This is a genomic window from Arthrobacter sp. ISL-69, from assembly GCF_018613775.1.
Lineage (GTDB): Bacteria > Actinomycetota > Actinomycetes > Actinomycetales > Micrococcaceae > Arthrobacter.
The window spans coordinates 1-18,598 of the sequence record NZ_JAGGPO010000006.1 but is presented as its reverse complement, the minus strand read 5'-3'; the positions used below and the strand labels follow the sequence as shown (position 1 = coordinate 18,598).

The following is an 18,598-nucleotide window of genomic DNA, read 5'->3' as shown; positions in this document are numbered from 1 at the left end:
AAACTGCGCCTTGCCCGCCCGGTGATGGGCAGGCAATAACCTCAGACCCGGCGCATCCGGACGTAGGCAACACCCGCGGCGCAGGCCAGCGCCACGAGCCCGGCGCCCCACCACACCTGCGGCGACACGTCGCCCATGGGCGAAACGCTCACGGCAGAGCGCATGACCGGCGCGCTGGACACCCCGTAGCCGGGGCCGGACAGCGGTATGACGCCTGCCGACGTCAGGGTGGCCATGTTGGTCGGACCGAACATGTTGGTGGTGTTCCAGGCGGACGCCGGAGCCGGCGAGGCGGGGCCGGTGGCTTTGCCGCCGGCCGGTAACTGTGATGCGCCGGCCGATCCCTGGGCGCCAGAGGCAGTGCCGGGGGCAGTTGCTCCTGTTCCGGGCGCGGCCGGGGCCGCCGTGCCGGGAAGCACTGAAGACGGTGCGGCGGGAGCCGCTCCGGTGGCGGGCGCGGACGAGCCGGGCGTTTGCGTGGGACCGGTGGACGGAGCTGCCGCACCGCCCGTGGGGGACGGTGAGGGAGTTCCCGACGGCGGCACCGTCCCCTCGGACGGCGACGGGGAAGGCGATGTCGGGGTGGTGGGTGACGGTGAGGGCGAGGCCGGCTCGGTCGTCGGAGAGGGTGACGGGGCAGGCTGGGTCCGGTATCCGGGCCGCGTCGGCTTGCCGGTGCCGGGTTCGGGCGAGTCGGAAGGCTCAGGCTTCGGCCTCAGGACCACGGACGCCACGGCGTCCAGCAAGGGAACACCCGCCTCCACGGAGGTGGTGGCGCCTGCGCCGTCGGTTGTGGTGTCCGGAGCCGGAACGAGGGACACAGCATTGGATGCAGGAACACCTGCGGAAAGGACTAGTACCGCTCCGAGCGCCGCTGCTGCCGTGCCGCGCCGAAGACCCCCATGGAAACCAGTCAGCGTTCGAGTTTCTTCGGACTTCTGATTGACCATAGTCATCGACACTAGCCAGAATTACGCGTCATTAGAAACTTGCGAAGAAGCCTTTCACGAGGTACTCGCGGGCTAATGAAGGAGGTCCGCCAGCTGCCTTTTCGTGTCGGCCACGACGGAGGCCAGGCCGTTACCCGCCAGCCAGCCGCCCACCATCACCAGGGTTCCTTCGCCGGCGCAGACCCGGCGGACATCGGCCACCCGCTGGCGGTGCCCCACGGCGGCGAAGGGAAGCGCCCCGCCCCAGCTGACCACGTCCCAGTCGAGCAGGTCATCGGCCGTGACAGCTACGGTCAGGAGGGCCGACGCATCCCGTAAGGCGGCGTCAAGGAGGTGCTGGTCACCGGCACCTGCTTCGGCTGCGATTGACAGTCCGGCATCCGCCCCGCGTGCGTGGGGTTTACCGGCCCGCGTGACCTCACCCCGGCCGTACGACAACCGGACAACATGGGTGCCGGGCCCGGCCGCAGCCGCCAGCCAGTCCCATTTGGCGGTGGCATGGGTCAACGCCTTGGCCTGCACGCCGGGAGTCTGCGGAGCCACCAGGATGCCCGTTCCTCGTGGCCGGCGGTCCAGTTCGGGGAGGTCAACAACAAGTGTCACAAGCTTTACATCCGGACCGGCGACCGGCCGGTACGCGGCCAACTCCGGCACTGCCTCCTGCATCAGCCCGACGGCGGACGGGCCGTCAAGAGCCACCACCAGCAGGTTGGCGTCATACGTCCGCTCCCCCGCTGAGACCCGCCAGCCGCCGGCAGTCCTGGCCACTGCGTCGGCGCGGGTATTGTCCAGCAGCCTCACGCCACGCCGACGCAGTTCGGCCACGAGGGCGGTGATCAGGGTGTGCATGCCGCCCTGAAGGCCTGCGACGGCGGATCCTGCTTTGGCGGGTTGCGCTGCGGGCTTGCTCCCACCGGCCGCGGGATCCTGCCGGGCCGTGCCGCCCCGCCGCTGGGCGGCGACAGCCGCTGCGAGGGAGCCGTGGGTCCGGATTCCGGCGCGGAGTCCGGGCGCCACCATGTCCACGTCGAGCAACGCGGGATCGGCCGAATGCACGCCTCCCACCACCGGTGCGACGAGGCGTTCCAGGACGCGGCGGCCCATCCGGGCGCGGACCAGGTCGGAGACGCTGGTGACCGCTGCACGGGTTCCCGTGGCGGCGGGCAGGAACCTGTCCAGGGAAGCACGGAGGGATCCTGCAAGCCCAAGGGTCCGGCGTACTTCGGGGTCCCACGGGTTGGCGGGTATGCCCAGGACGCCGGTCTTGGGGAGCTCCCTCGCGCCTTCGGGGAGCTGGACCCACGCGCCGCCCGGGTGGGGCGCCACGATGTTGCCGGCGATGCCGAGTTCGGCCGCGAGGTCTGCGACGGCGGTGGAGCGCGTCGCGAAGGACTCCGCCCCGCTGTCCAGTGTCAGGCCGCCCACCACATGGCTGCCCACGCAGCCGCCCCAGGCGTCGCCGGCCTCCAGGACCGTGACGTCCCGGCCGGCCTTGGCAAGCTCCAGCGCCGCGAGAAGGCCGGAGATGCCTCCGCCCACCACCACGGCCGCTTGTGCGGACGGTTCCGGCGTGGCTGCGCTCACCGTATTACTCCGGGGAAATCGAGTGAATAAGCTCGACGACGCGCGTCAGCACGGCGGGGTCGGTTTCCGGCGGCACGCCGTGGCCCAGGTTCAGGACGTGGCCGGGCGCAGAGGACCCTGCCCTGATGACCTCCCGGACGTGGGCTTCGAGGACCGCCCAGGGGGCGGACAGCAGCGCGGGATCGATGTTGCCCTGCAGCGGGACGGTGCCGCCCAGCCGGCGGTTGGCCTCGTCGAGGGGAAGCCGGTAGTCAACACCAACCACGTCGACGCCGACGTCGCGCATTGCCACCAGGAGCTCTGACGTGCCGGTACCGAAGTGGATCAGCGGCGCACCCAGGTGCCGGACGTGGTCCAGGGCGCGGGCGGAGGCGGGGGCCACGAAGCGTTCGTAGTCGGCCAGCCCCAGTGAGCCTGCCCAGGAATCGAACAGCTGGCCGGCGGAGGCACCGGCTTCCAGCTGGGCGCGCAGGAACATGCCCGAGGCGTCTGCAGCCCAGTTGGCCAGGGCGTTCCAGGTTTCGGGATCGGCGTGCATCATGGTCCGCGGGCCGAGGTGGTCGCGGGAGGGCTTGCCTTCCACCATGTACGCAGCCAGGGTGAACGGCGCTCCGGCGAACCCGATCAGGGGCGTCTTGCCAAGCTGGGCCACGGTGAGCCGGACGGCTTCGCGGATGGGCTCCAGCGCTTCCCAGGTCAGCTGCGGCAGCGCGGCGACATCCCCGGCGGTGCGGATGGGCTTGTCCAGGACCGGGCCCACGCCCGGAACGATGTCAACGCCCACACCGGCGAGCTTCAGCGGAATGACGATGTCCGAGAAGAAGATGGCGGCGTCAACGTCATGCCGGCGGACGGGCTGCAGCGTGATCTCCGAGGCAAGCTCGGGACGCAGGCACGAGTCAAGCATGGCAACGCCTTCGCGCACCTTCAGGTACTCCGGCAGGGAACGGCCGGCCTGGCGCATGAACCAGACGGGGCGGCGGGACGGCTTGCCGCCGCGGTAGGCCGTGATGAGCGGCGAATCAGCCGTGCGGCCGTCCATCAGCGGGTGCCCTGCATCCAGGGTGCCAGCGGAGAACGGGGCGGCGGATACCGTGCCGTCAGAGGTTGCAGCGCTTGAAGTCATGACTCCGATTGTCCCTAAATTCGCCTGCAAAAGATAACGACAGCCTGTCACCCGGAGCCCGTCACGGCCGCCCGTGGCGGGAATCACAGGACGCCGTGGTCTTTCCCACGGCGCATAGTTGTTCTACACCGCGACGAAAAAGCTATGATTGTGATGCTGTGGTTCTTTTCTCATTGGTGGCTACACACGCCGACATCGACCTCGAGACCGTTGCTCAACTGAGCACCGGCGCTTCCGAGCTGGCTACATCCGCACTCTCCGGGTCACCGGCAGTGACGGGTGCGGTGGTGCTTGCCACCTGCAACCGCTTCGAAATTTACGGTGAAGCGTCCCATGCGGACGACGTAGAAGCGGCACGGGCCGCCCTCGTCGCCCAGATCAGCGAACGCAGCGGGCTCAACGAACAGCTCGTCTCCCGGTCCTTCAATACCCGCACCGGCGGCGAAGTCAGCCAGCACCTCTTCGCCGTGAGCTCGGGCCTGGATTCGGCCGTGGTGGGCGAACGCGAAATCGCCGGCCAGGTGCGACGCGCCCTCATCACCGCCCAGCACGAAGGTACTGCCAGCTCCGGCCTCATCCGGCTGTTCCAGGCCGCGTCCAAGACTGCGAAGGATGTCGGGGCTCAGACAGCCCTCGGCTCACGCGGACTGTCGATTGTCTCGGTGGCCCTGGACCTCGCCACGGACCTTTCCGAAAACGCTGACTGGTCAACCAAGAAGGCCGTGGTCTTCGGCACCGGCGCCTACGCCGGTGCCACCATGTCACTGCTCCGCGAACGCGGCTGCAAGGACATCTCCGTCTTCTCCTCCTCCGGACGCGCCGAAGGCTTCGTGGCCACCCGCGGCGGCAAGGCCCTCGACGCCGATTCGCTCCCCGCCGCCGTGGCCGCAGCGGATGTCATGATCGGGTGCAGCGGCTCCGATACCCGCGTCGAAGCGGACGAGCTGGCCCGGGTGCGGGCGGACTCACCGCAAACGCTGATTGCCATCGACCTGGCGCTCACCCACGATTTCGATCCGACTGTCGGCGAGCTCGACGGCGTCGAGCTGCTCACCCTCGAATCCGTGCGGCTCGCCGCTCCCCAGGAGCAGGCGGAATCACTGGCCCAGGCCAGCGGCATCGTCTCCGGCGCCGCCACAGCCTTCGAGCAGGAGCGCGAAGCGCGGTCCGTGGACTCGGCCATCGTTGCGCTGCGCCGCCACACCATGAACGTCCTGGACGCGGAAATGGAGAAGGTCCGGGCGCGCCACGGCTGCACGGCCGCCGCCGAGGAAGTCGAGTTCGCACTGCGCAGGATGGTCAAGCAGCTCCTGCATGTCCCGACGGTCCGGGCCCGTGAACTGGCCTCCAACGGCCAGCAGGAACACTACATTGCCGCGCTGGAAGCGCTGTACGGCATTACCGTTGAGCAGCCCGCCGCCGCGCCAGTGGCAGAATGCCCGGTGGATCACGGCCAGGCAGGTCCGGCGTCCGCCGATGCCCGGCGGGAAACCGCCTAGTTCAGGAAATGGCTCCTACATATAACCCAAAACAATAAAGCCATCTGGCCGAGGTTGTCGCTGGCCGTGCGTCAGGTTTCGATCGTGGTTTCCGTTTTCCGGCGCGCCCTTTCGATGGCCCGATAGACGGTGGAGCGGCCAACGGAAAACAGCTCAGCGAGTTCGTACATGGTGTGCTCGCCGGCGCTATGCAGTTGAACCAGATGTGCTTCCTGCCGGGGTGAAAGTTTGGGCTTTTTCCCCCGGAGCCGGCCCTTTGCCTTGGCGATCTTCATGCCTTCACGGGTCCGGGCCCGGATGAGATCGCCCTCAAATTCAGCGACCATCGCCAGGACGTTGAACAGCAACTTGCCCATCGGGTCCGCAGGATCGTGCACCGAGCCGTCGATACTGAGTTTCACTCCACGTGTGGCGAGCTCGTCGGCAATCTGATGAGCGTCTCGCACGGATCGGGCAAGGCGGTCCAGTTTCACCACAACGAAGGTATCGCCGGCGCGGCAGGCTGCCAGCGCTTCTCGGAGGCCAGGGCGGTTCATATTGCTGCCGGTGAGGCCATGGTCGACATAGATGCGGTCAGGTTCAACGCCCATGGCGGCCAGGGCGTCTTGTTGAGCGGTGAGGTCTTGGTCGTCGGTAGAGACTCTCGCGTAACCGACCAGAAGTTCAGCCATGTGTAGCAGTGTGTCACATATGACCCCATCACAGGACAGGTCACCGGACTGGTCATACGGAACACCTCAAAAGCTGGCGCGACAACGCAGCTTGTGAAGTCCTGACTTCCCCGGCGTAGGACCCTCTAATGGGACGATTTGGAAGCTCTAAACGGGACAGCCCTTACGGCCCGGCGCCAGGCGGAGGGCAGGTGATCAAGATGGGACACGTCGTACGAGGGATTTGGTGATTCCTGTTGTGACCGAGGCTCCGCTGCAATTACCCTGAGCCATGCCCGACAATTCACGAGTCTCAAAAGCGGTCAAATGGTCGGTATTGATCGCGGTGGGAATTCTGCTGACCGTGGGCGTAGGTTTGCTCATCAACTGGCAGCTCGCGCCATTCGTGTTTCTGCTCTACTTCGTGGGCGGCTGGGCCGCGGACCGGGCACAGAGGAAGAAAAAGGATACTGACGCCGACCGCGCGGATTGGCCGAACAAGCGGAGGGGCAGTGGCAGCGACACTGGAGGAAAAGCCAACGGATCCTCGGAAACACCGCCGCTGTAAACTTCGTCTAACGTGCGCCCGCACAGGCCTGCGATTGCCCGCCACACCCAGTCAAAAGCGTTTCTTTATTCCTTTTGGACCGTGCTGAATGCGATGACGGGGTCGTCAGACGCACTTAGTCCCATTTGGCGAGCAGCGGAACAGGGGCCAGACAGCCAATCGCTGCGGTTCCTCTGCGTCATAGTGCCCGCCCCCTCCGGTCCCAATCAGCTCTCTTTGCCTCTTCCTCCTCCCAGAAATGGCCGTCATGATGACGAACGTACAAAAGGAACCCAAGGAACGCCACCCCCAGGATCAATGCTGCGAGCGATAGGTAATCCCCCAGATCCCAAACAGTTCCCACGACCAGATTCCCGACTACCATCACCAACTGCAGCGCGGTCCAGAGCGACCACAGGACAAACTGAACGCGAAAGCCGCCGCGGGTCATCCTGGGTTGCAACCTCTTGGGACCCTTAGCCTCGCTCATGTGCTGAGGCTACAAGCCGCGCCAATATTTGGGAACGGGTAAGGCTCACCCTGCCCATTCATTGTCGATGTCACTCACTTCATCTGCTTCGATTTTGACCCTCACCCGTTCAGGAGCCCTCTTCCGTCCGGTCAGGGTTCCCCAAGGAAACTCCCCTCCGGCTGACGCAGACAGCTTCCAAAATCTTTTTGTCGTTAGCGTTCTTCCTCGGCTTGGTAGAGGTTTTCGATGAGCGCATCGGCGCGCGCGGTGCCGATCTTGGGATACATCGCCCGTAGCTCCTTGACTGCCGCCTCGTGTCCCTGGTTGACGTGGATCGCGCGCAGCCAGATTATCTGCATGCCGGACAGGCGGGGTCCTGTCTTGGAAAATTGATGCTGTTCTACGATGCGCCAGATGCTCACCGCGGCCTGGGCAAATGCCAGCACGACAACCACGGGTGTCCAGGCATCCACCCGCAGTGGAAAAGTAAAGTACATGGACGTAAGGAGAATCGAGAGCAGCAGGGTGCCCCAGCCGAAATTCTGCGATCTGATCCAGTCCAGGAAGCCTACCGAACGCAGTGGCGGAATCTCAGAGAGCAGCGCCTTCTCTGCCGGCACTACTGCAATAGCCATCGAACATAGAAGTAGGCCAAGTACCCAGAAAGCGGGCCTGGCAGGATCTCGAATTTCGGGCAGGGCTGCGATGGCGGATCCGAAGACGGCCGCAGGCAGAATCCCGAGAATGGCATCCGCCGCCTGCGGCCGCATCAGGGTGGTGGGTGTGGATCGGCGGTCCCATAACAGAATGACGCCGCCCTGGATAAGGGCCACTCCAGCGAATATGGCGGTGAGCGCGGCCACTCTGCCGGTTTCGTGCCCGCTCGAAAGCAATGCGGCTTGCCACAGGCCCAGGCCCGCGGCACCTACCAGGACTCCACCGGCTATTACGGACACCTGCTTCGCGTTACGGATTACCCGCATGAACGCCGTTCCTTCCGTCTAGCGGCAGTACCCCTCTTACTGCTTAGCTGCATCCTAGACCCCGAAATAGGTGGAGTGATCTGTGGCAGATGACATGCATGGCTACACGGCAGTTTGGCCTAGTGTTCCTCTTCTGCACGGACTGTCCCGTAGAGGGTTCCACTTACTGGACGAAAAGATCGCTTGGAGTACAACGGGCAAACATCATTTCCCGTATCCGAAGGATGCAGTCTTCATTAGGATGAGGCATGAGCAAGACGACGAAGCGTGCCCTATGGGTGGTGTGGTTCCTGGCTATGTGTTGGGTGACCTACGTGGTGTTGGGATGGCCTGGCGTTCTGTTCCTCGTTGCGGGTGGAGCAATTGCAGGCGTCTCCACAATCTTCATCAATCGGAAGGTGAAGCGAGACGAGCAAATTGCACAATTCCGAAGTCAGCCTCATGCCCCGGGTGAAGGCCCTTTTGAACAGTAGGCGCCGCTCCCTTGTGGGAAACCCGCGCCGATAGGGGTTCGTCTTTTGAGTCACCGCTAGAGCTGCCTACCTCGACGGTCCCAGTCCGCCCGCCTAGCTTCTTCCTCGTCCCAGAAATGACCGTCGTGGTAGCGCACATACATCAAATATGCGAGAAAGCCGACGCAAGCAACCAAGATTGCCACCATGATGTAGTGGAACCCATCCCATGGTTCATTCGACCGGTACACAAGTTGCCAGACCGGGTTAATGGTCACCAAGGCCCACGTCACTAATTGAAGGCGGAATCCGCCCCGCGTCATGCGCGGCTCGATGCGCTTCCGACCCTCCGACATATCCGGAGCCTACAACCGCAGTCATTGCCTGTCACCACACGCGCACTTACTCAACCGGGCGGTTGGGCGGCGTTTGACCACGTGGCGCGCCGCAGCGCCCATTTTTGGCCCGGTAGGGGTTCCGTGGTTCGGGTCAATCGGTGGCTTCAGGCTCTCGCGGTGCGATGACGGCATCAAGGATCTTCTGCAGGGAAGCCGGAGTGGCTGCTACCTCGACATCCGCCTTTTCGGTGGTGAGCGTGATCGATCGAAAGCCCGGTTCACCTATGTATTTCGAATCTTCGCGGCCAAGCTGTCGGAGTTCCTGGGTCGCGGCCAAGACTGTGAACGTAGTGGCTCGTCCGGATGGCTCCAGGGTGTCGTAAACAGCGGGCTGAAACTCTATTTTCCCAGGGGCAAGGGTCGCGATCCCCCGATTCCAGATTCCGCTAAGCGAACCGGGAAGTGAGCGCGGATACCGTATATAGGCCAAAACTTGTCCATGCGCCTCAAGCTCGGATGCCGTTCTACGCAACCGCCGTGACGTGAAATACCAGGACAACCCAAGGACGACCACCCAGAAAAGTGAACTGAAGAAGGCATCTCCCAGAGATCGTCCAAAACTCGATAACGCCGCAATCCCGACTGCCCATACGACCAGAAGTACCCATGCTTGGAACGCATTGGGGTGCTCGCTGATCCAGCGTCTCATGCAGGCAATAGTAGACCCAGCTCCTCAGGCATCCGGGCGCAAAATCAGCTGCAGTAACGGCCACACACATGAGGGCTAAGAAGCAAAACCGCCATTTCAAGCTGCGATCTAATCGCCAATCCGAGCTAACGGTCACACTGAAGGTAAGCAACTATCCTGATCTTGTGATGGGCCGCGGCGATCAACGGATTTTGGTCCAAATTGGGCGTATGCCAAAGGCGGGACGCCGGTCGCCGCGAACGCCCTGACTGGACGATCTTCAATGGAGGGTGCCATGTGGCAGCAGTTGGGGATGCTATTCATGGCGCTTTCCGATCTTGCGTTCATAGCTGCCCTCATCTATATGGCGAAACACCCGCAACCGAAGGGAGAAGGATATGGCAGGGAACACAAATTCCTGTGGACTTCACTCTTTGTGTGTTTTTGTTGCCTGATCGCCGCAGGCGTTGCAATGTTCGTCCTCGCCTGAGGGACGACCCCATACAGCCATACACAAATGGCAGGGTCCAAGGGCAGGCCGACGGACTGAAGCATCCCAAGACACGTGAATATGTCCTACAACGGGTTCCCCAAACAGACGGGGTTGCGGATTTCGCTAAAGATTTTTCGCATGTGTGTAACCTTTTGGGCCGTCGCGGACAATACAGGGCATGGGGAACGTTGAATCCGATGATGAGGGGCTGTGGTCTCGCAGCCTCAAGGGCGAGAGTGAAGCCTTCAGGGTGTTGTATGCCCGACACCGGGATAGGGTCTTCCGCCACGCGTACAGGCTCTCCGGTGACCGGCACGATGCCGAAGACATCATGGCCACCGCGTTTCTTGAACTCTGGAGGTGCCGGGCCAAGGTGCGGATCGTCGAAGGATCCGTTCTGCCCTGGCTGCTCGTCACGACAACGAATGCCGCACGCAACAGCGGCCGTGCAGCGCTCCGCTATCGCCGGCTCCTGGCTTCCCTTCCGCGAGCGGACGAAACCGAGCGCGCTGGTCAAGACTTTTATCGCACCGCCCAAGACGTTCTCGACCAGGATCTGGCCCGGGCTCTTGGAACATTGAACGCCGGGGACGTGCACCTGGTGAGCTTGATCGTCTTTGAGGAATACACCATCGCTGCCGCGGCTGCTGTTCTTAATCTGACCCCGGGTGCGGCCAAAACACGAATGCACCGGGCCCGTCAGCGCATGCGGAACGCGCTTCAGAGGTCACAACCGTCACCTGTCTCCACCACCCCGGTTTTGGAAGGAGAACGGTCATGAACCAGCTTCGCGTCGATGACCGGTTCAGCAACGCACTCGAAGCAGAACTTGTCTCACGGGTACAGAAGTCGTCTCCGGCCCGGACTCGCAGGCGTATTCGGTTGTGGCTGGGCGCCGGCGCCCTGGCCGGCGCGGGGCTGCTCGGCGGCATCGGCGCTGCGGCGGCCGGTTTTTTCGTGCTTCCGGGGACCGAACAAGTGACACCTTTGGCGTCCCCGGTGACAGAGACGTACACAGGTACAGCGACGGTCGAACTGGGCGAACCGCCTGAAGGAACCACCGGCATCGACTTGAAACTGATCGCCCTCACTCCTGGGTGGTTTGGGTTCCCTGGCGGCGCCAGTGCAAGTTTCACCGAGGTCGACGCTACTGCTCGTTTGAACGAGTGGCGTTACACGATCCCTCTCACCCCGGGCCAGCACAGCGTGACGATCACGACCGACCCCGAAAGCCGCTGGCAGCTCACCGCTAAGTACGTGAAGCAGGTCAGAACCGCCCTGGGCGTCAACGCCAAGGGCGAGACGTATGGCGTCGAAAGCCCCGAAAACGGGACCCCTGATCTGATCGCGGTCATGGCGACCAACGGTGCGTCCGGTTATGTCTACGCCAAAGATCTGTTCGGCGGCCCCATGCCCACCAGCCCGGAAGACGCCGTGAAGAACTTCAGCACACCCCGCCCACCGCGCGAGATCGCCGTGTACCTCAGCGACGGCCAAACTAAAGTCGGTATCTTCGAAGCATCAGGCTCGGGCGGCGGAATTCCCGCCTACCCCTCACAGTTCCCCGTCCTTCCAACCGCTGACGCCCCGACGAGCGGACCCTAGCGAAGCCTCTTCTGCCGCGCGGCGTTGCAGGGTCGCCCCAGGGCCCTGCCCGCTGCGGTTGCCTTCCAATGGAATATGCCGGAAGACCAGATTCCGTCCGTTCAGGGTTCCTCAACGGGAGCTGAACCACCGCTCTCAGCCGCTACTTTTCTGCCATTTCCGCTAGCGCTCACACCAAGCTCCAAGTGGCAGGAACTAGTAGTAGCAACCGAGTTCGCTCAGCTGGCCGGCGGGACAATACGTTCGGGATGTTTGGGGTCCTTGCCGCGCTCCCGCCAGTACTCATCTCGTTGCCACAACGAAAACCGAGTCACCTTCACGCCCATCACAACGACCGCAGCACCCATGAGGACAAGCTTTGCCCAAAGCCACGGTTCAGTGTCAATTGGCAAGAAATTCAGGATGATCATGACCAACAAGCAGGTCCACATCCAGTAAATGACGTGACGGAATCTGCGCTTCACCTCAGGACTTGCCCCACCAGGAGGCCAACCGGCCATTTTGGATGATTGAGACGGCATGAATGAACTGAACCACGAACTATGAGAATCCGGTAGGTCGCGGCCCTCCGTTGCACGATTCATGGACTAGACCTCGAAAACCGCCCCGATAAAGGTTCGGGTTTGGAACATTAAAACGGCGCGTTGCCTGGGGCTGCCTGCTCCGCTGTGTGAGTCAGGAACCGGCCCGCCCGCCGGAAGTCACGGACGAGAAACCCTACCCCGGCCACTATTCCTCCCACACCAATTGCCATCAGCCAAGCGAACAGACTGTCACCGCGGAGAGCTAAGTTCATGACTTGGGGAATAAGGACGAGCGGATACAACGGCGCCAGAAGCAGCAGTTGCGTGGCGAGGCCCTTTCGTAATTGCACCGCGGCGGCCCGGGTGACCGAAAGATGTTCCGGATCGATGGGTGCCTTCCCTGCGATCTGACGACGGACCTGCTTTTTTTCCTCGTTTTCAAGGGAAAGAAGCACATCGATCCTCCCCAACTTTGCTGCAGGTACCACTTTCTTCGCGTTGTAGACCAAGCCCCCAATCAGGGCGCCTAGAAATCCAAGGAGAAACCCGAAGGTTAGGAAGGTCGTCCACCTCTCCGGTGTGCCCGGGAAAGCCAGGGTTGCGCCGATGGTCCCGGCCGCGACCAGGATGAAGAATCCGGCAGGAAAATAGCGTGTGTAGTAGGTTTTCACGGCCTCGCCCAGGCCGTTGTCCTCGACGCCCTGGGCTCTTCTCGTCGCGTCTGCCCAGCGGTCATTGGCCTCCGCCATGAGATCGTCAATACCGCTCATCGTCTTCTTCTTCCCCGAAGCACAAAACGCTGACAAGGCGCCATTGAAAACCTGCTCATGCGTCCTGTGCAGATCCTAGCGCCCGGAGGACTAAGCGAAACGTCTCCAGCGACTAGATTCGCGACAGGGTTTAACAAACCAAGGTTGCTGCCGGCCTCATCGGCGCCCGCCAAGCGCCCTGGTCCGGCTTATGCCCGGTGAAGGATCCCCAAACTGGACGGAAATGCCCCAAGAACTGCCGGTCGTGCAAGAATCGCGGCATGGATGAGGATGAGCGGCAGACGAGGGATGAATTGATGATCCTCGAGGCCCTGGAGCAGGCGATGGATCGGCGCGACGAGGTCTTCCAAGTGATTGACGATTCAGAGGACGTGGATGAAGCAATCCGTCGCGTGGGTCAACTGTTGGGCGTGGGAGCACTGGGCAGCCGGTTCGTCCTCGACATGCAGGTCAGAAGATTCACCCGAGACCAGCGTCAGAACATTGTTTCCCGTGCAGAAGAACTTAGATCAAGGTTGCCCGATGGGCGCTGAACTGGTCGCGTACGGTCCACTTACGGTTGATCGTCCTGGCCTCGCACCCCAGCTTTCAGCGCCATGAAGTGCATTATGAACTCCGTGGCGGCGATTAGTCCGCGTCCGGCACGACGCACGCTCGACACGACTACCCGCGCAGCACCCTACGCGCCACTGCCAAGTCCCTCTCACTGTTGGGCCACGGACCATGGCGCAGCCCTGGCCACTCAGGCGGGACAACACTGAGTACAGCGAATCTGTCCCGCTCAACGTTCGGGCAGTCCCAAATCCTGCCACCTGAGCCAGTCCAGCTCCAGGACGTTGACACAGCCTGACCAGCAGAGTTCGATGATGCCATGGCGACGATGGGACAGAAGCGATTTCGGACCACTGCTGGATACGTCGTGATTCTTTTGGCCCTTTCTTCTTTGGTCGTTGCCTTTCTTGCAGTCCCGTCAGGCAAGAATGACACCATCAAATGGATCGGCGTGGTGATGGTTTTCATTGGCGCCATGGGTGGGGTCGTGTGGCTTCTGAAGGGCCAAAGCAGGGTCCCAGCTCGTGTTCGCCCCGGCACGTTGGCTCGTCGTGGTTATGGGCGTCTGCTCGATTTTCTTTTCCGTGACTTTTGTTATCACTCTTGCGGACGGCCCGGACGGCTTTCTTTCCGTGGCCTATTGGCCGGCTCTTATAGGCGGTTGGTTCGCTTCGATGTTCCGCCCGGAATCTCTGGTCGAGAAGCAACTCGCCAATGAATCACACGGGCCGGCTGGGGGGTTAGGACATGCCAGAGAAGCGCGTCCGCTGGTACTTGATTCTGTTGATCGTGGGCGGAGGAAGCGCGATATTGAGGCCGCCGCTCCTTGCCTGGCCGTATTTAGCTTGACTCAGCTGGCCTAGACCTGGGAACCCGTCCCGGTACGGGTTCCCGAACGGACCAAATAGAACTGCCACTTCAAGCCGGGACGAACAGAGCGGTTCGGGACATACCATCATGGGATCCGGCCGCGCTGTTCACGCCGTTAGAACTCCTAGATCGGAGATGTGAGATGAGGAAAGTTGGGAAAGTCCTTCTCGTGATCCTGGCAGTTCTGGGTCTTTACGCGGTCGTGACCTGGATAGCCGGGCCCGAAGCCGGCACAACTGCCATGATCATGATTTCGATCGGCTTGGGTGCTTATTTTGCCGTTGGATGGGGCGGCGACTACGCCACAAAAGTTGAAGGATATCGCCAGGAGCTGATCGGTAAGAAAGGCCAAGACAGCCAACCTAACGCCGTTCCTCAGGAGTCGGACGATGAGGACGATGATCCGTCTCAACGCGGAGCGACATAGACCGTCCTGTAAACGTTCCCCCATCGGGCCGAAGCTGTTGATCGCCCTCCGTTTCAAGGTGCTGTGTCCGTTTTCAGGGCCAGTCCCAGTGCACCGCACACTTTTTCGTCTCCGGGGATGACGGCGGCTCTACCGTCCTGAAGCACGCATACGGTCAGTGGGTCGGGAACGGGATAGGAAAAGCTGCGGTCGTACAGGCTCGGATGTGCGTTGCCGTCAGGGTCATCGGGGTCCAGTCCGTGCTGGGCCCACACATCCCGGCAGGCGGCCAACGCATCCTCGATAGGGATTGGGTTGCGTTGTGTCGATGGCTCGCCGACCCGTGTTCCTTCCCCCAGTACAACTGTGGTGCCGGGGAACCGGCTGCCGTGGAGTTCGGCTCGTGCAAAGCAATCAATTGAGCTTTTGTCCGTGACAGGCAGTTGCATGACGACGGCACCTCCGGTTGCCACAAGGGCGACGGCGATGCCTGCCAGCAAAATCCTCTTGCCTTTGGTGTCCTGGAAGTGCCGGTTTTCCGGGGTCCCGTCCTGCACGACCTTAGTCAGCAGCGCCTCAATGGCTGCGCTGCGTTCCCCGTTGAAGCGGGGTGAACGCGAATTGTCACTCATTGTGTTTCCTCCTCAGACGTGAGTCGGGGCCGTGCCGACAGGAACCCTGTTGGTGGTCTCATGAGCTGTGAGAGCTTCCCTTTGGCTCTTGATGGGCGGGACTTCACCGTGCCAGATGGAATGCCAAGCAGCTCACACACCTCAGCTGTGCTCATGTCCTCGAAAACGCAGAGCGCAATAATTTCCTGGTCCTGTCGACCCAGTGAACGGTAGGCCCGGTGCAGGAGCTGGGACCGTCGGTCCTCGTCGACCGTGTCAGCTACGAAGTCGCTGTGATCCGGCACCGCCTGGCTTTCTGGAAGTTTCCGGAGAAGGCGTTCATACCGCAGTGTGGACCTGAGCTTGTTCCTTGCCACGTTCGTGGCAGTTACCAGCAGCCAACCGACCATTGAGTCGTTGACCAGGCGAATCTTGGACCTGCAACGCCAGGCCTCAAGGAACGCCATCGCTGTTACGTCTTCGGCCTCGAATTGTGTCCTTACTAGCCGGAGGCTGTGAATGAAGACCCGATCGCGATGGCGCCTATAGAGGGATGCAAAAGCCGAGCCGTCACCATCCACGACGCGCAGCCAAAGCTCGCTATCTGTGGATACCTTCCCTGTGTCCCCCATACCTTTAAGTGTCCGGCAACCCCATCCTGGTTCCATCACTAAAATCACAGACGGCAAAAAGAGCAGGGTCCAGTTACCGGAGCTGAATCCGTCCCGCTCAGGGTTCCCGCAAACGGGACAAGTTATTGGTCAAGCAAACTCTTAGTAGTCCCCCGGAAATAGTGCCTCCGTCGCCAGCTCAGCGGCCGGTGCGCATCCGATCACGTGCGCAACTCACAACGGCGGACAAGTCGAGCCCGTAGGTCGGCCCTTCGCCGGAACCGTACTCCTCGAGTCGGGCCGCACCGCGCTTGAAGAGCCGGAGCGCGCCAACGCTGTTGCCCCGGGCGGCGTGGGTGAGCCCGACGCAGATCTGGGCGAGTCCTTGCCAAAGGTTGCGTTCTTCGGTCGGCCCGGCTTTCCAGCGGGCCTCGAGTACCTCATGGGCGGCGAAGGGCCGGCCAGCTTCCACCAGACTCCGGGCCGAGACCAACGTCTGCGCCGGCGGCAGCGGCTCCTCCGAGACCGGCTCGACGCCAGCGCTTCCGTACGGCAGCGGCCGCCCAAGAGCGTCACGTGGCCGGGCCTGACGCGGGCGACTTGAAGCATCCCGATCCCTGTCACGGGTCATTGCGGTTTCCGCCCTGAGCATCCGTGGACCTTACCAACCTTCATACGCCCAATGCTAAGGCCCGGCCCTTCGAACATTCGTTCCGCCGCAAAGGATGTCGTCGGGGCGGCGGTCGCGAGAGAAGAAACGATCACCGCTGGTCGCGTCGCAGGGGGTGATCCTTCGGAACCTCAACGAGCACGATGCGCACTCCGTCGGGGTCCGCGATCCACATCTCCACCAGCCCCCACGGCTCCTGCTGCGGCTTGCGGATCACCGGTACCCCGGCCCCCAGCAGCCGATCGTGCTCGAGCTGCACGTCGCGGACCTGAATCCAGATCGCCAGGGCACTCCCGTGCGGATCAGTCGATCGTCCACTGACCTCAAGAAAACCGTTTCCCAGGAAAAAGACCAGACCCGGCGCGTCACGACTCCCGAACTCTCGGTAGATCGCCAAGCCCAACGTGTCCCGATAAAACCGGTGGCTCCGCTCGGGTTCGGACGGATGAAGCAGGATGCGGCTCCCAAGGACTTCCATGTTCTCCATCCTGCCCTCGAGCCATGCACTTCGCTCGCCGCGTGCTTGTGAATTCCTGGTGTTGCGTTCAAGGATCGGCGGATTCAGGCGGTCATTGCAACAGGAGGTTTTCGATCAGTTCGATCGGTTTCCTGAACTCTAGTCCTTTGCGCGGTCGGTCGTTGAGTTCCTGGGCAACCCAGTCGAGGTCTGCGGCGCTGTGGATGCTCAGGTCCGTGCCCTTGGGGAAATACTGGCGCAGTAGTGGAGTGGTCCCCGAAAGTTGGACACCGAATCTAGGTATCCTTCTTCAGGGAGTAATCAGATGTACTCAGGAAGCACGTTGAGTCACTCCGACGCCGTGTCGGCTGTCGAATTGTTCGAGCAGGGCTTCACTGCGAAGTCCGTGGCCATTTCGCTTGACCTTGCCCGGTCTCCGGTCCAAATGTTGTATCAGCGATGGCAGCTACGGGGGGCGGGTGCGCTGGTGACGAGAGACCGCAGGCAGTACGACTTCGAGACCAAGCTCGAGATCGTGGTGCGCCATATCAAGGGTGAGTCCGGAAGAGCTCTTTCCGAGGAGTATGGCCTTCCGTCGCCCAGCACCGTTGCCAACTGGACGAGCATCTATCGGCGCGATGGGGAAGTCGGGCTACGTCCGAAGCGGCGCGGCAGGCCGCCAACCGATCGCGGGGATTCCCCTCCGGAAAGCGAGATCGAGACGCTGCGCACGGAGAACGAACGGCTTCGCGCTGAGGTCGCGTACTTGGGAAAATTGCGGGCCTTGAGGTCACGGGAACGACGCTGAAAGTTCGTGCTGTCGAAGATCTCAAGGCGCACTACCCGCTACCCCTCTTGCTGCAGATCGCGGACCTTCCCAGGTCGACGTTCTACGACCACCGGCGCCGGCTCAGTCGCGGGGACACCCAGACCGATATCAAAGAGGCCATTCGGGGTGCATTCGAGGCGGCTAACAGCGCATACGGGCACCGGCGTATCCTCTCCGTCCTGCTCCGACAAGGGTGGAGGGTGTCCAAGAAGACCGTGCTCAAACTGATGCGCGAGCTCGGATTGCAGTGCCCGGTGCGCCGTCGCAAACGGTACAACTCCTTCCGAGGTGAGGTCGGCGAGGCGGCCGACAACTTGTTGAACCGCCAGTTCGCGACAGGATTTAGGCACACCAAGTGGGCCACGGACGTGACCGAGTTCAACATCGGCAGTTCCAAGGTCTACGTTTCGCCCATCCTCGATCTCCATGACAACCGGATCATCTCTGCGACGGCAGGTCCCTCTCCGAGCGTGAAGATGGTCACCGACGGCCTTCGCATTGCAATCGAGGCTCTCAACGTTGGTGAGAAACCTCTTGTTCACTCCGACCAGGGATTTCAGTACCGTCACGCCCTCTGGCGGGACACGTTGCGTGAGGCGGGGCTCACCCAGTCGATGTCCCGCAAAGGCACGTGTCTCGACAACGCCGTCATGGAGGGGTTCTTCAGCCATCTCAAGGAGGAATGGTTCCGCATCCAGAGACCCGGGACTCTCGAGGAATTTCATGCGGGGCTGACTGACTACCTGCGATGGTGGAACACCACCCGCATTCAGCAGCGGCTCGGTAACCTCAGCCCCGACGAGTACCGCGCCCAAACATCCGCCATCGCGTAAGGTTCGATTAAGGTGTCCAACTTTCGGGGACCACTCCAGCAGGCCATTGGTGTTTCGTTAATGCCGCGCTGCCAGGGC

24 protein-coding genes and 1 pseudogene are annotated in these 18,598 nt (G+C 62.3%); 11 read left to right on the top strand and 14 right to left on the bottom strand.

Annotation, left to right across the window (positions count from 1 at the left end; genetic code table 11):
- Positions 1–41 precede the first annotated feature (41 nt).
- The 3 genes from J7I79_RS03095 to hemE form a co-directional block, all read right to left on the bottom strand.
- The gene (locus J7I79_RS03095) at positions 42–956 is read right to left on the bottom strand and encodes a hypothetical protein (protein WP_214950132.1); all 915 of its coding nucleotides are present in this window, start codon (positions 954–956) and stop codon (positions 42–44) included.
- A gap of 66 nt (positions 957–1,022) precedes the next feature.
- On the bottom strand, positions 1,023–2,534 hold the full coding sequence (gene hemG / locus J7I79_RS03090; protein ID WP_214950130.1) for a protoporphyrinogen oxidase: 1,512 nt from the start codon (positions 2,532–2,534) through the stop codon (positions 1,023–1,025).
- Positions 2,535–2,538: 4 nt separating this feature from the next.
- A complete protein-coding gene (gene hemE, locus J7I79_RS03085) occupies positions 2,539–3,660 on the bottom strand; it encodes a uroporphyrinogen decarboxylase (protein ID WP_214950123.1) in 1,122 nt (373 codons plus the stop codon).
- Between the two features lie 158 nt (positions 3,661–3,818).
- On the opposite strand from hemE, the gene J7I79_RS03080 reads away from it, so the two are divergent.
- The gene (locus J7I79_RS03080) at positions 3,819–5,159 is read left to right on the top strand and encodes a glutamyl-tRNA reductase (protein WP_214950121.1); all 1,341 of its coding nucleotides are present in this window, start codon (positions 3,819–3,821) and stop codon (positions 5,157–5,159) included.
- A gap of 71 nt (positions 5,160–5,230) precedes the next feature.
- Here the strand turns inward: J7I79_RS03080 and J7I79_RS03075 are convergent, their stop codons facing one another.
- A complete protein-coding gene (locus J7I79_RS03075; RefSeq protein WP_214950119.1) occupies positions 5,231–5,830 on the bottom strand; it encodes a recombinase family protein in 600 nt (199 codons plus the stop codon).
- 271 nt (positions 5,831–6,101) lie between these two features.
- On the opposite strand from J7I79_RS03075, the gene J7I79_RS03070 reads away from it, so the two are divergent.
- Entirely contained in the window at positions 6,102–6,377 is a 276-nt protein-coding gene (locus J7I79_RS03070) for a hypothetical protein (RefSeq protein WP_214950117.1), read from the top strand.
- Positions 6,378–6,555: 178 nt separating this feature from the next.
- On the opposite strand, the gene J7I79_RS03065 is transcribed toward J7I79_RS03070, so the two are convergent.
- Together J7I79_RS03065 and J7I79_RS03060 are read right to left on the bottom strand one after the other, a co-directional pair.
- Complete coding sequence (locus J7I79_RS03065; RefSeq protein ID WP_214950115.1) at positions 6,556–6,846, bottom strand: hypothetical protein; 291 nt, start codon at positions 6,844–6,846, stop codon at positions 6,556–6,558.
- Positions 6,847–7,040: 194 nt separating this feature from the next.
- Positions 7,041–7,691, bottom strand: a complete 651-nt coding sequence (locus J7I79_RS03060) for a hypothetical protein (RefSeq protein ID WP_214950113.1) — start codon at positions 7,689–7,691, stop codon at positions 7,041–7,043.
- A 368-nt stretch (positions 7,692–8,059) separates the two neighbouring features.
- Between J7I79_RS03060 and J7I79_RS03055 the strand changes: the two genes are divergently transcribed.
- Positions 8,060–8,284: a hypothetical protein gene (locus J7I79_RS03055; RefSeq protein ID WP_214950111.1), complete on the top strand. Its 225-nt coding sequence runs from the start codon at positions 8,060–8,062 to the stop codon at positions 8,282–8,284.
- Between the two features lie 468 nt (positions 8,285–8,752).
- Here J7I79_RS03055 and J7I79_RS03050 read toward each other — a convergent pair whose 3' ends face one another.
- Positions 8,753–9,310 (bottom strand): hypothetical protein, encoded by a 558-nt coding sequence (locus tag J7I79_RS03050; RefSeq protein WP_214950109.1) that lies wholly within the window; start codon positions 9,308–9,310, stop codon positions 8,753–8,755.
- Between the two features lie 274 nt (positions 9,311–9,584).
- On the opposite strand from J7I79_RS03050, the gene J7I79_RS03045 reads away from it, so the two are divergent.
- The 3 genes from J7I79_RS03045 to J7I79_RS03035 all read left to right on the top strand — a co-directional run bounded on the left by J7I79_RS03045 (position 9,585) and on the right by J7I79_RS03035 (position 11,387).
- Positions 9,585–9,779 carry a hypothetical protein gene (locus tag J7I79_RS03045; protein WP_214950107.1) on the top strand — a complete coding sequence of 65 codons (195 nt, stop codon included), beginning with the start codon at positions 9,585–9,587 and terminating at the stop codon, positions 9,777–9,779.
- A gap of 181 nt (positions 9,780–9,960) precedes the next feature.
- Entirely contained in the window at positions 9,961–10,563 is a 603-nt protein-coding gene (locus J7I79_RS03040) for an RNA polymerase sigma factor (RefSeq protein WP_214950105.1), read from the top strand.
- Positions 10,560–11,387 (top strand): peptidase M56 family protein, encoded by an 828-nt coding sequence (locus J7I79_RS03035; RefSeq protein ID WP_214950103.1) that lies wholly within the window; start codon positions 10,560–10,562, stop codon positions 11,385–11,387. Before J7I79_RS03040 ends, J7I79_RS03035 begins: the two co-directional genes overlap by 4 nt.
- Positions 11,388–11,605: 218 nt before the next feature.
- Here the strand turns inward: J7I79_RS03035 and J7I79_RS03030 are convergent, their stop codons facing one another.
- On the bottom strand, positions 11,606–11,797 hold the full coding sequence (locus J7I79_RS03030; RefSeq protein WP_251042331.1) for a hypothetical protein: 192 nt from the start codon (positions 11,795–11,797) through the stop codon (positions 11,606–11,608).
- 221 nt (positions 11,798–12,018) lie between these two features.
- A complete protein-coding gene (locus J7I79_RS03025; RefSeq protein WP_214950102.1) occupies positions 12,019–12,681 on the bottom strand; it encodes a hypothetical protein in 663 nt (220 codons plus the stop codon).
- Positions 12,682–12,941: 260 nt separating this feature from the next.
- On the opposite strand from J7I79_RS03025, the gene J7I79_RS03020 reads away from it, so the two are divergent.
- From J7I79_RS03020 to J7I79_RS03010, 3 genes are all read left to right on the top strand, one after another.
- Positions 12,942–13,214: a DNA gyrase subunit A gene (locus J7I79_RS03020; RefSeq protein ID WP_214950100.1), complete on the top strand. Its 273-nt coding sequence runs from the start codon at positions 12,942–12,944 to the stop codon at positions 13,212–13,214.
- Positions 13,215–13,757: 543 nt separating this feature from the next.
- A complete protein-coding gene (locus J7I79_RS03015; protein WP_214950098.1) occupies positions 13,758–14,096 on the top strand; it encodes a hypothetical protein in 339 nt (112 codons plus the stop codon).
- Between the two features lie 176 nt (positions 14,097–14,272).
- A complete protein-coding gene (locus J7I79_RS03010; RefSeq protein WP_214950096.1) occupies positions 14,273–14,530 on the top strand; it encodes a hypothetical protein in 258 nt (85 codons plus the stop codon).
- A 53-nt stretch (positions 14,531–14,583) separates the two neighbouring features.
- Here J7I79_RS03010 and J7I79_RS03005 read toward each other — a convergent pair whose 3' ends face one another.
- The 5 genes and pseudogenes from J7I79_RS03005 to J7I79_RS02985 form a co-directional block, all read right to left on the bottom strand.
- Positions 14,584–15,141: a hypothetical protein gene (locus tag J7I79_RS03005; RefSeq protein ID WP_214950094.1), complete on the bottom strand. Its 558-nt coding sequence runs from the start codon at positions 15,139–15,141 to the stop codon at positions 14,584–14,586.
- Positions 15,138–15,752, bottom strand: coding sequence for an RNA polymerase sigma factor (locus tag J7I79_RS03000; RefSeq protein ID WP_214950092.1), 615 nt, complete (start codon positions 15,750–15,752; stop codon positions 15,138–15,140). Before J7I79_RS03000 ends, J7I79_RS03005 begins: the two co-directional genes overlap by 4 nt.
- A gap of 178 nt (positions 15,753–15,930) precedes the next feature.
- Positions 15,931–16,362 carry a DUF309 domain-containing protein gene (locus tag J7I79_RS02995; protein WP_214950090.1) on the bottom strand — a complete coding sequence of 144 codons (432 nt, stop codon included), beginning with the start codon at positions 16,360–16,362 and terminating at the stop codon, positions 15,931–15,933.
- A gap of 130 nt (positions 16,363–16,492) precedes the next feature.
- Positions 16,493–16,879, bottom strand: coding sequence for a VOC family protein (locus J7I79_RS02990; RefSeq protein WP_214950088.1), 387 nt, complete (start codon positions 16,877–16,879; stop codon positions 16,493–16,495).
- A gap of 91 nt (positions 16,880–16,970) precedes the next feature.
- A pseudogene (locus J7I79_RS02985) lies at positions 16,971–17,132 on the bottom strand (IS30 family transposase); the annotation flags it as partial.
- 51 nt (positions 17,133–17,183) lie between these two features.
- Between J7I79_RS02985 and J7I79_RS02980 the strand changes: the two are divergent.
- Together J7I79_RS02980 and J7I79_RS02975 are read left to right on the top strand one after the other, a co-directional pair.
- Positions 17,184–17,666 carry a helix-turn-helix domain-containing protein gene (locus J7I79_RS02980; RefSeq protein ID WP_214950081.1) on the top strand — a complete coding sequence of 161 codons (483 nt, stop codon included), beginning with the start codon at positions 17,184–17,186 and terminating at the stop codon, positions 17,664–17,666.
- Between the two features lie 47 nt (positions 17,667–17,713).
- On the top strand, positions 17,714–18,520 hold the full coding sequence (locus tag J7I79_RS02975; RefSeq protein ID WP_251042330.1) for an IS3 family transposase: 807 nt from the start codon (positions 17,714–17,716) through the stop codon (positions 18,518–18,520).
- The last annotated feature ends 78 nt before the right edge of the window (positions 18,521–18,598 follow it).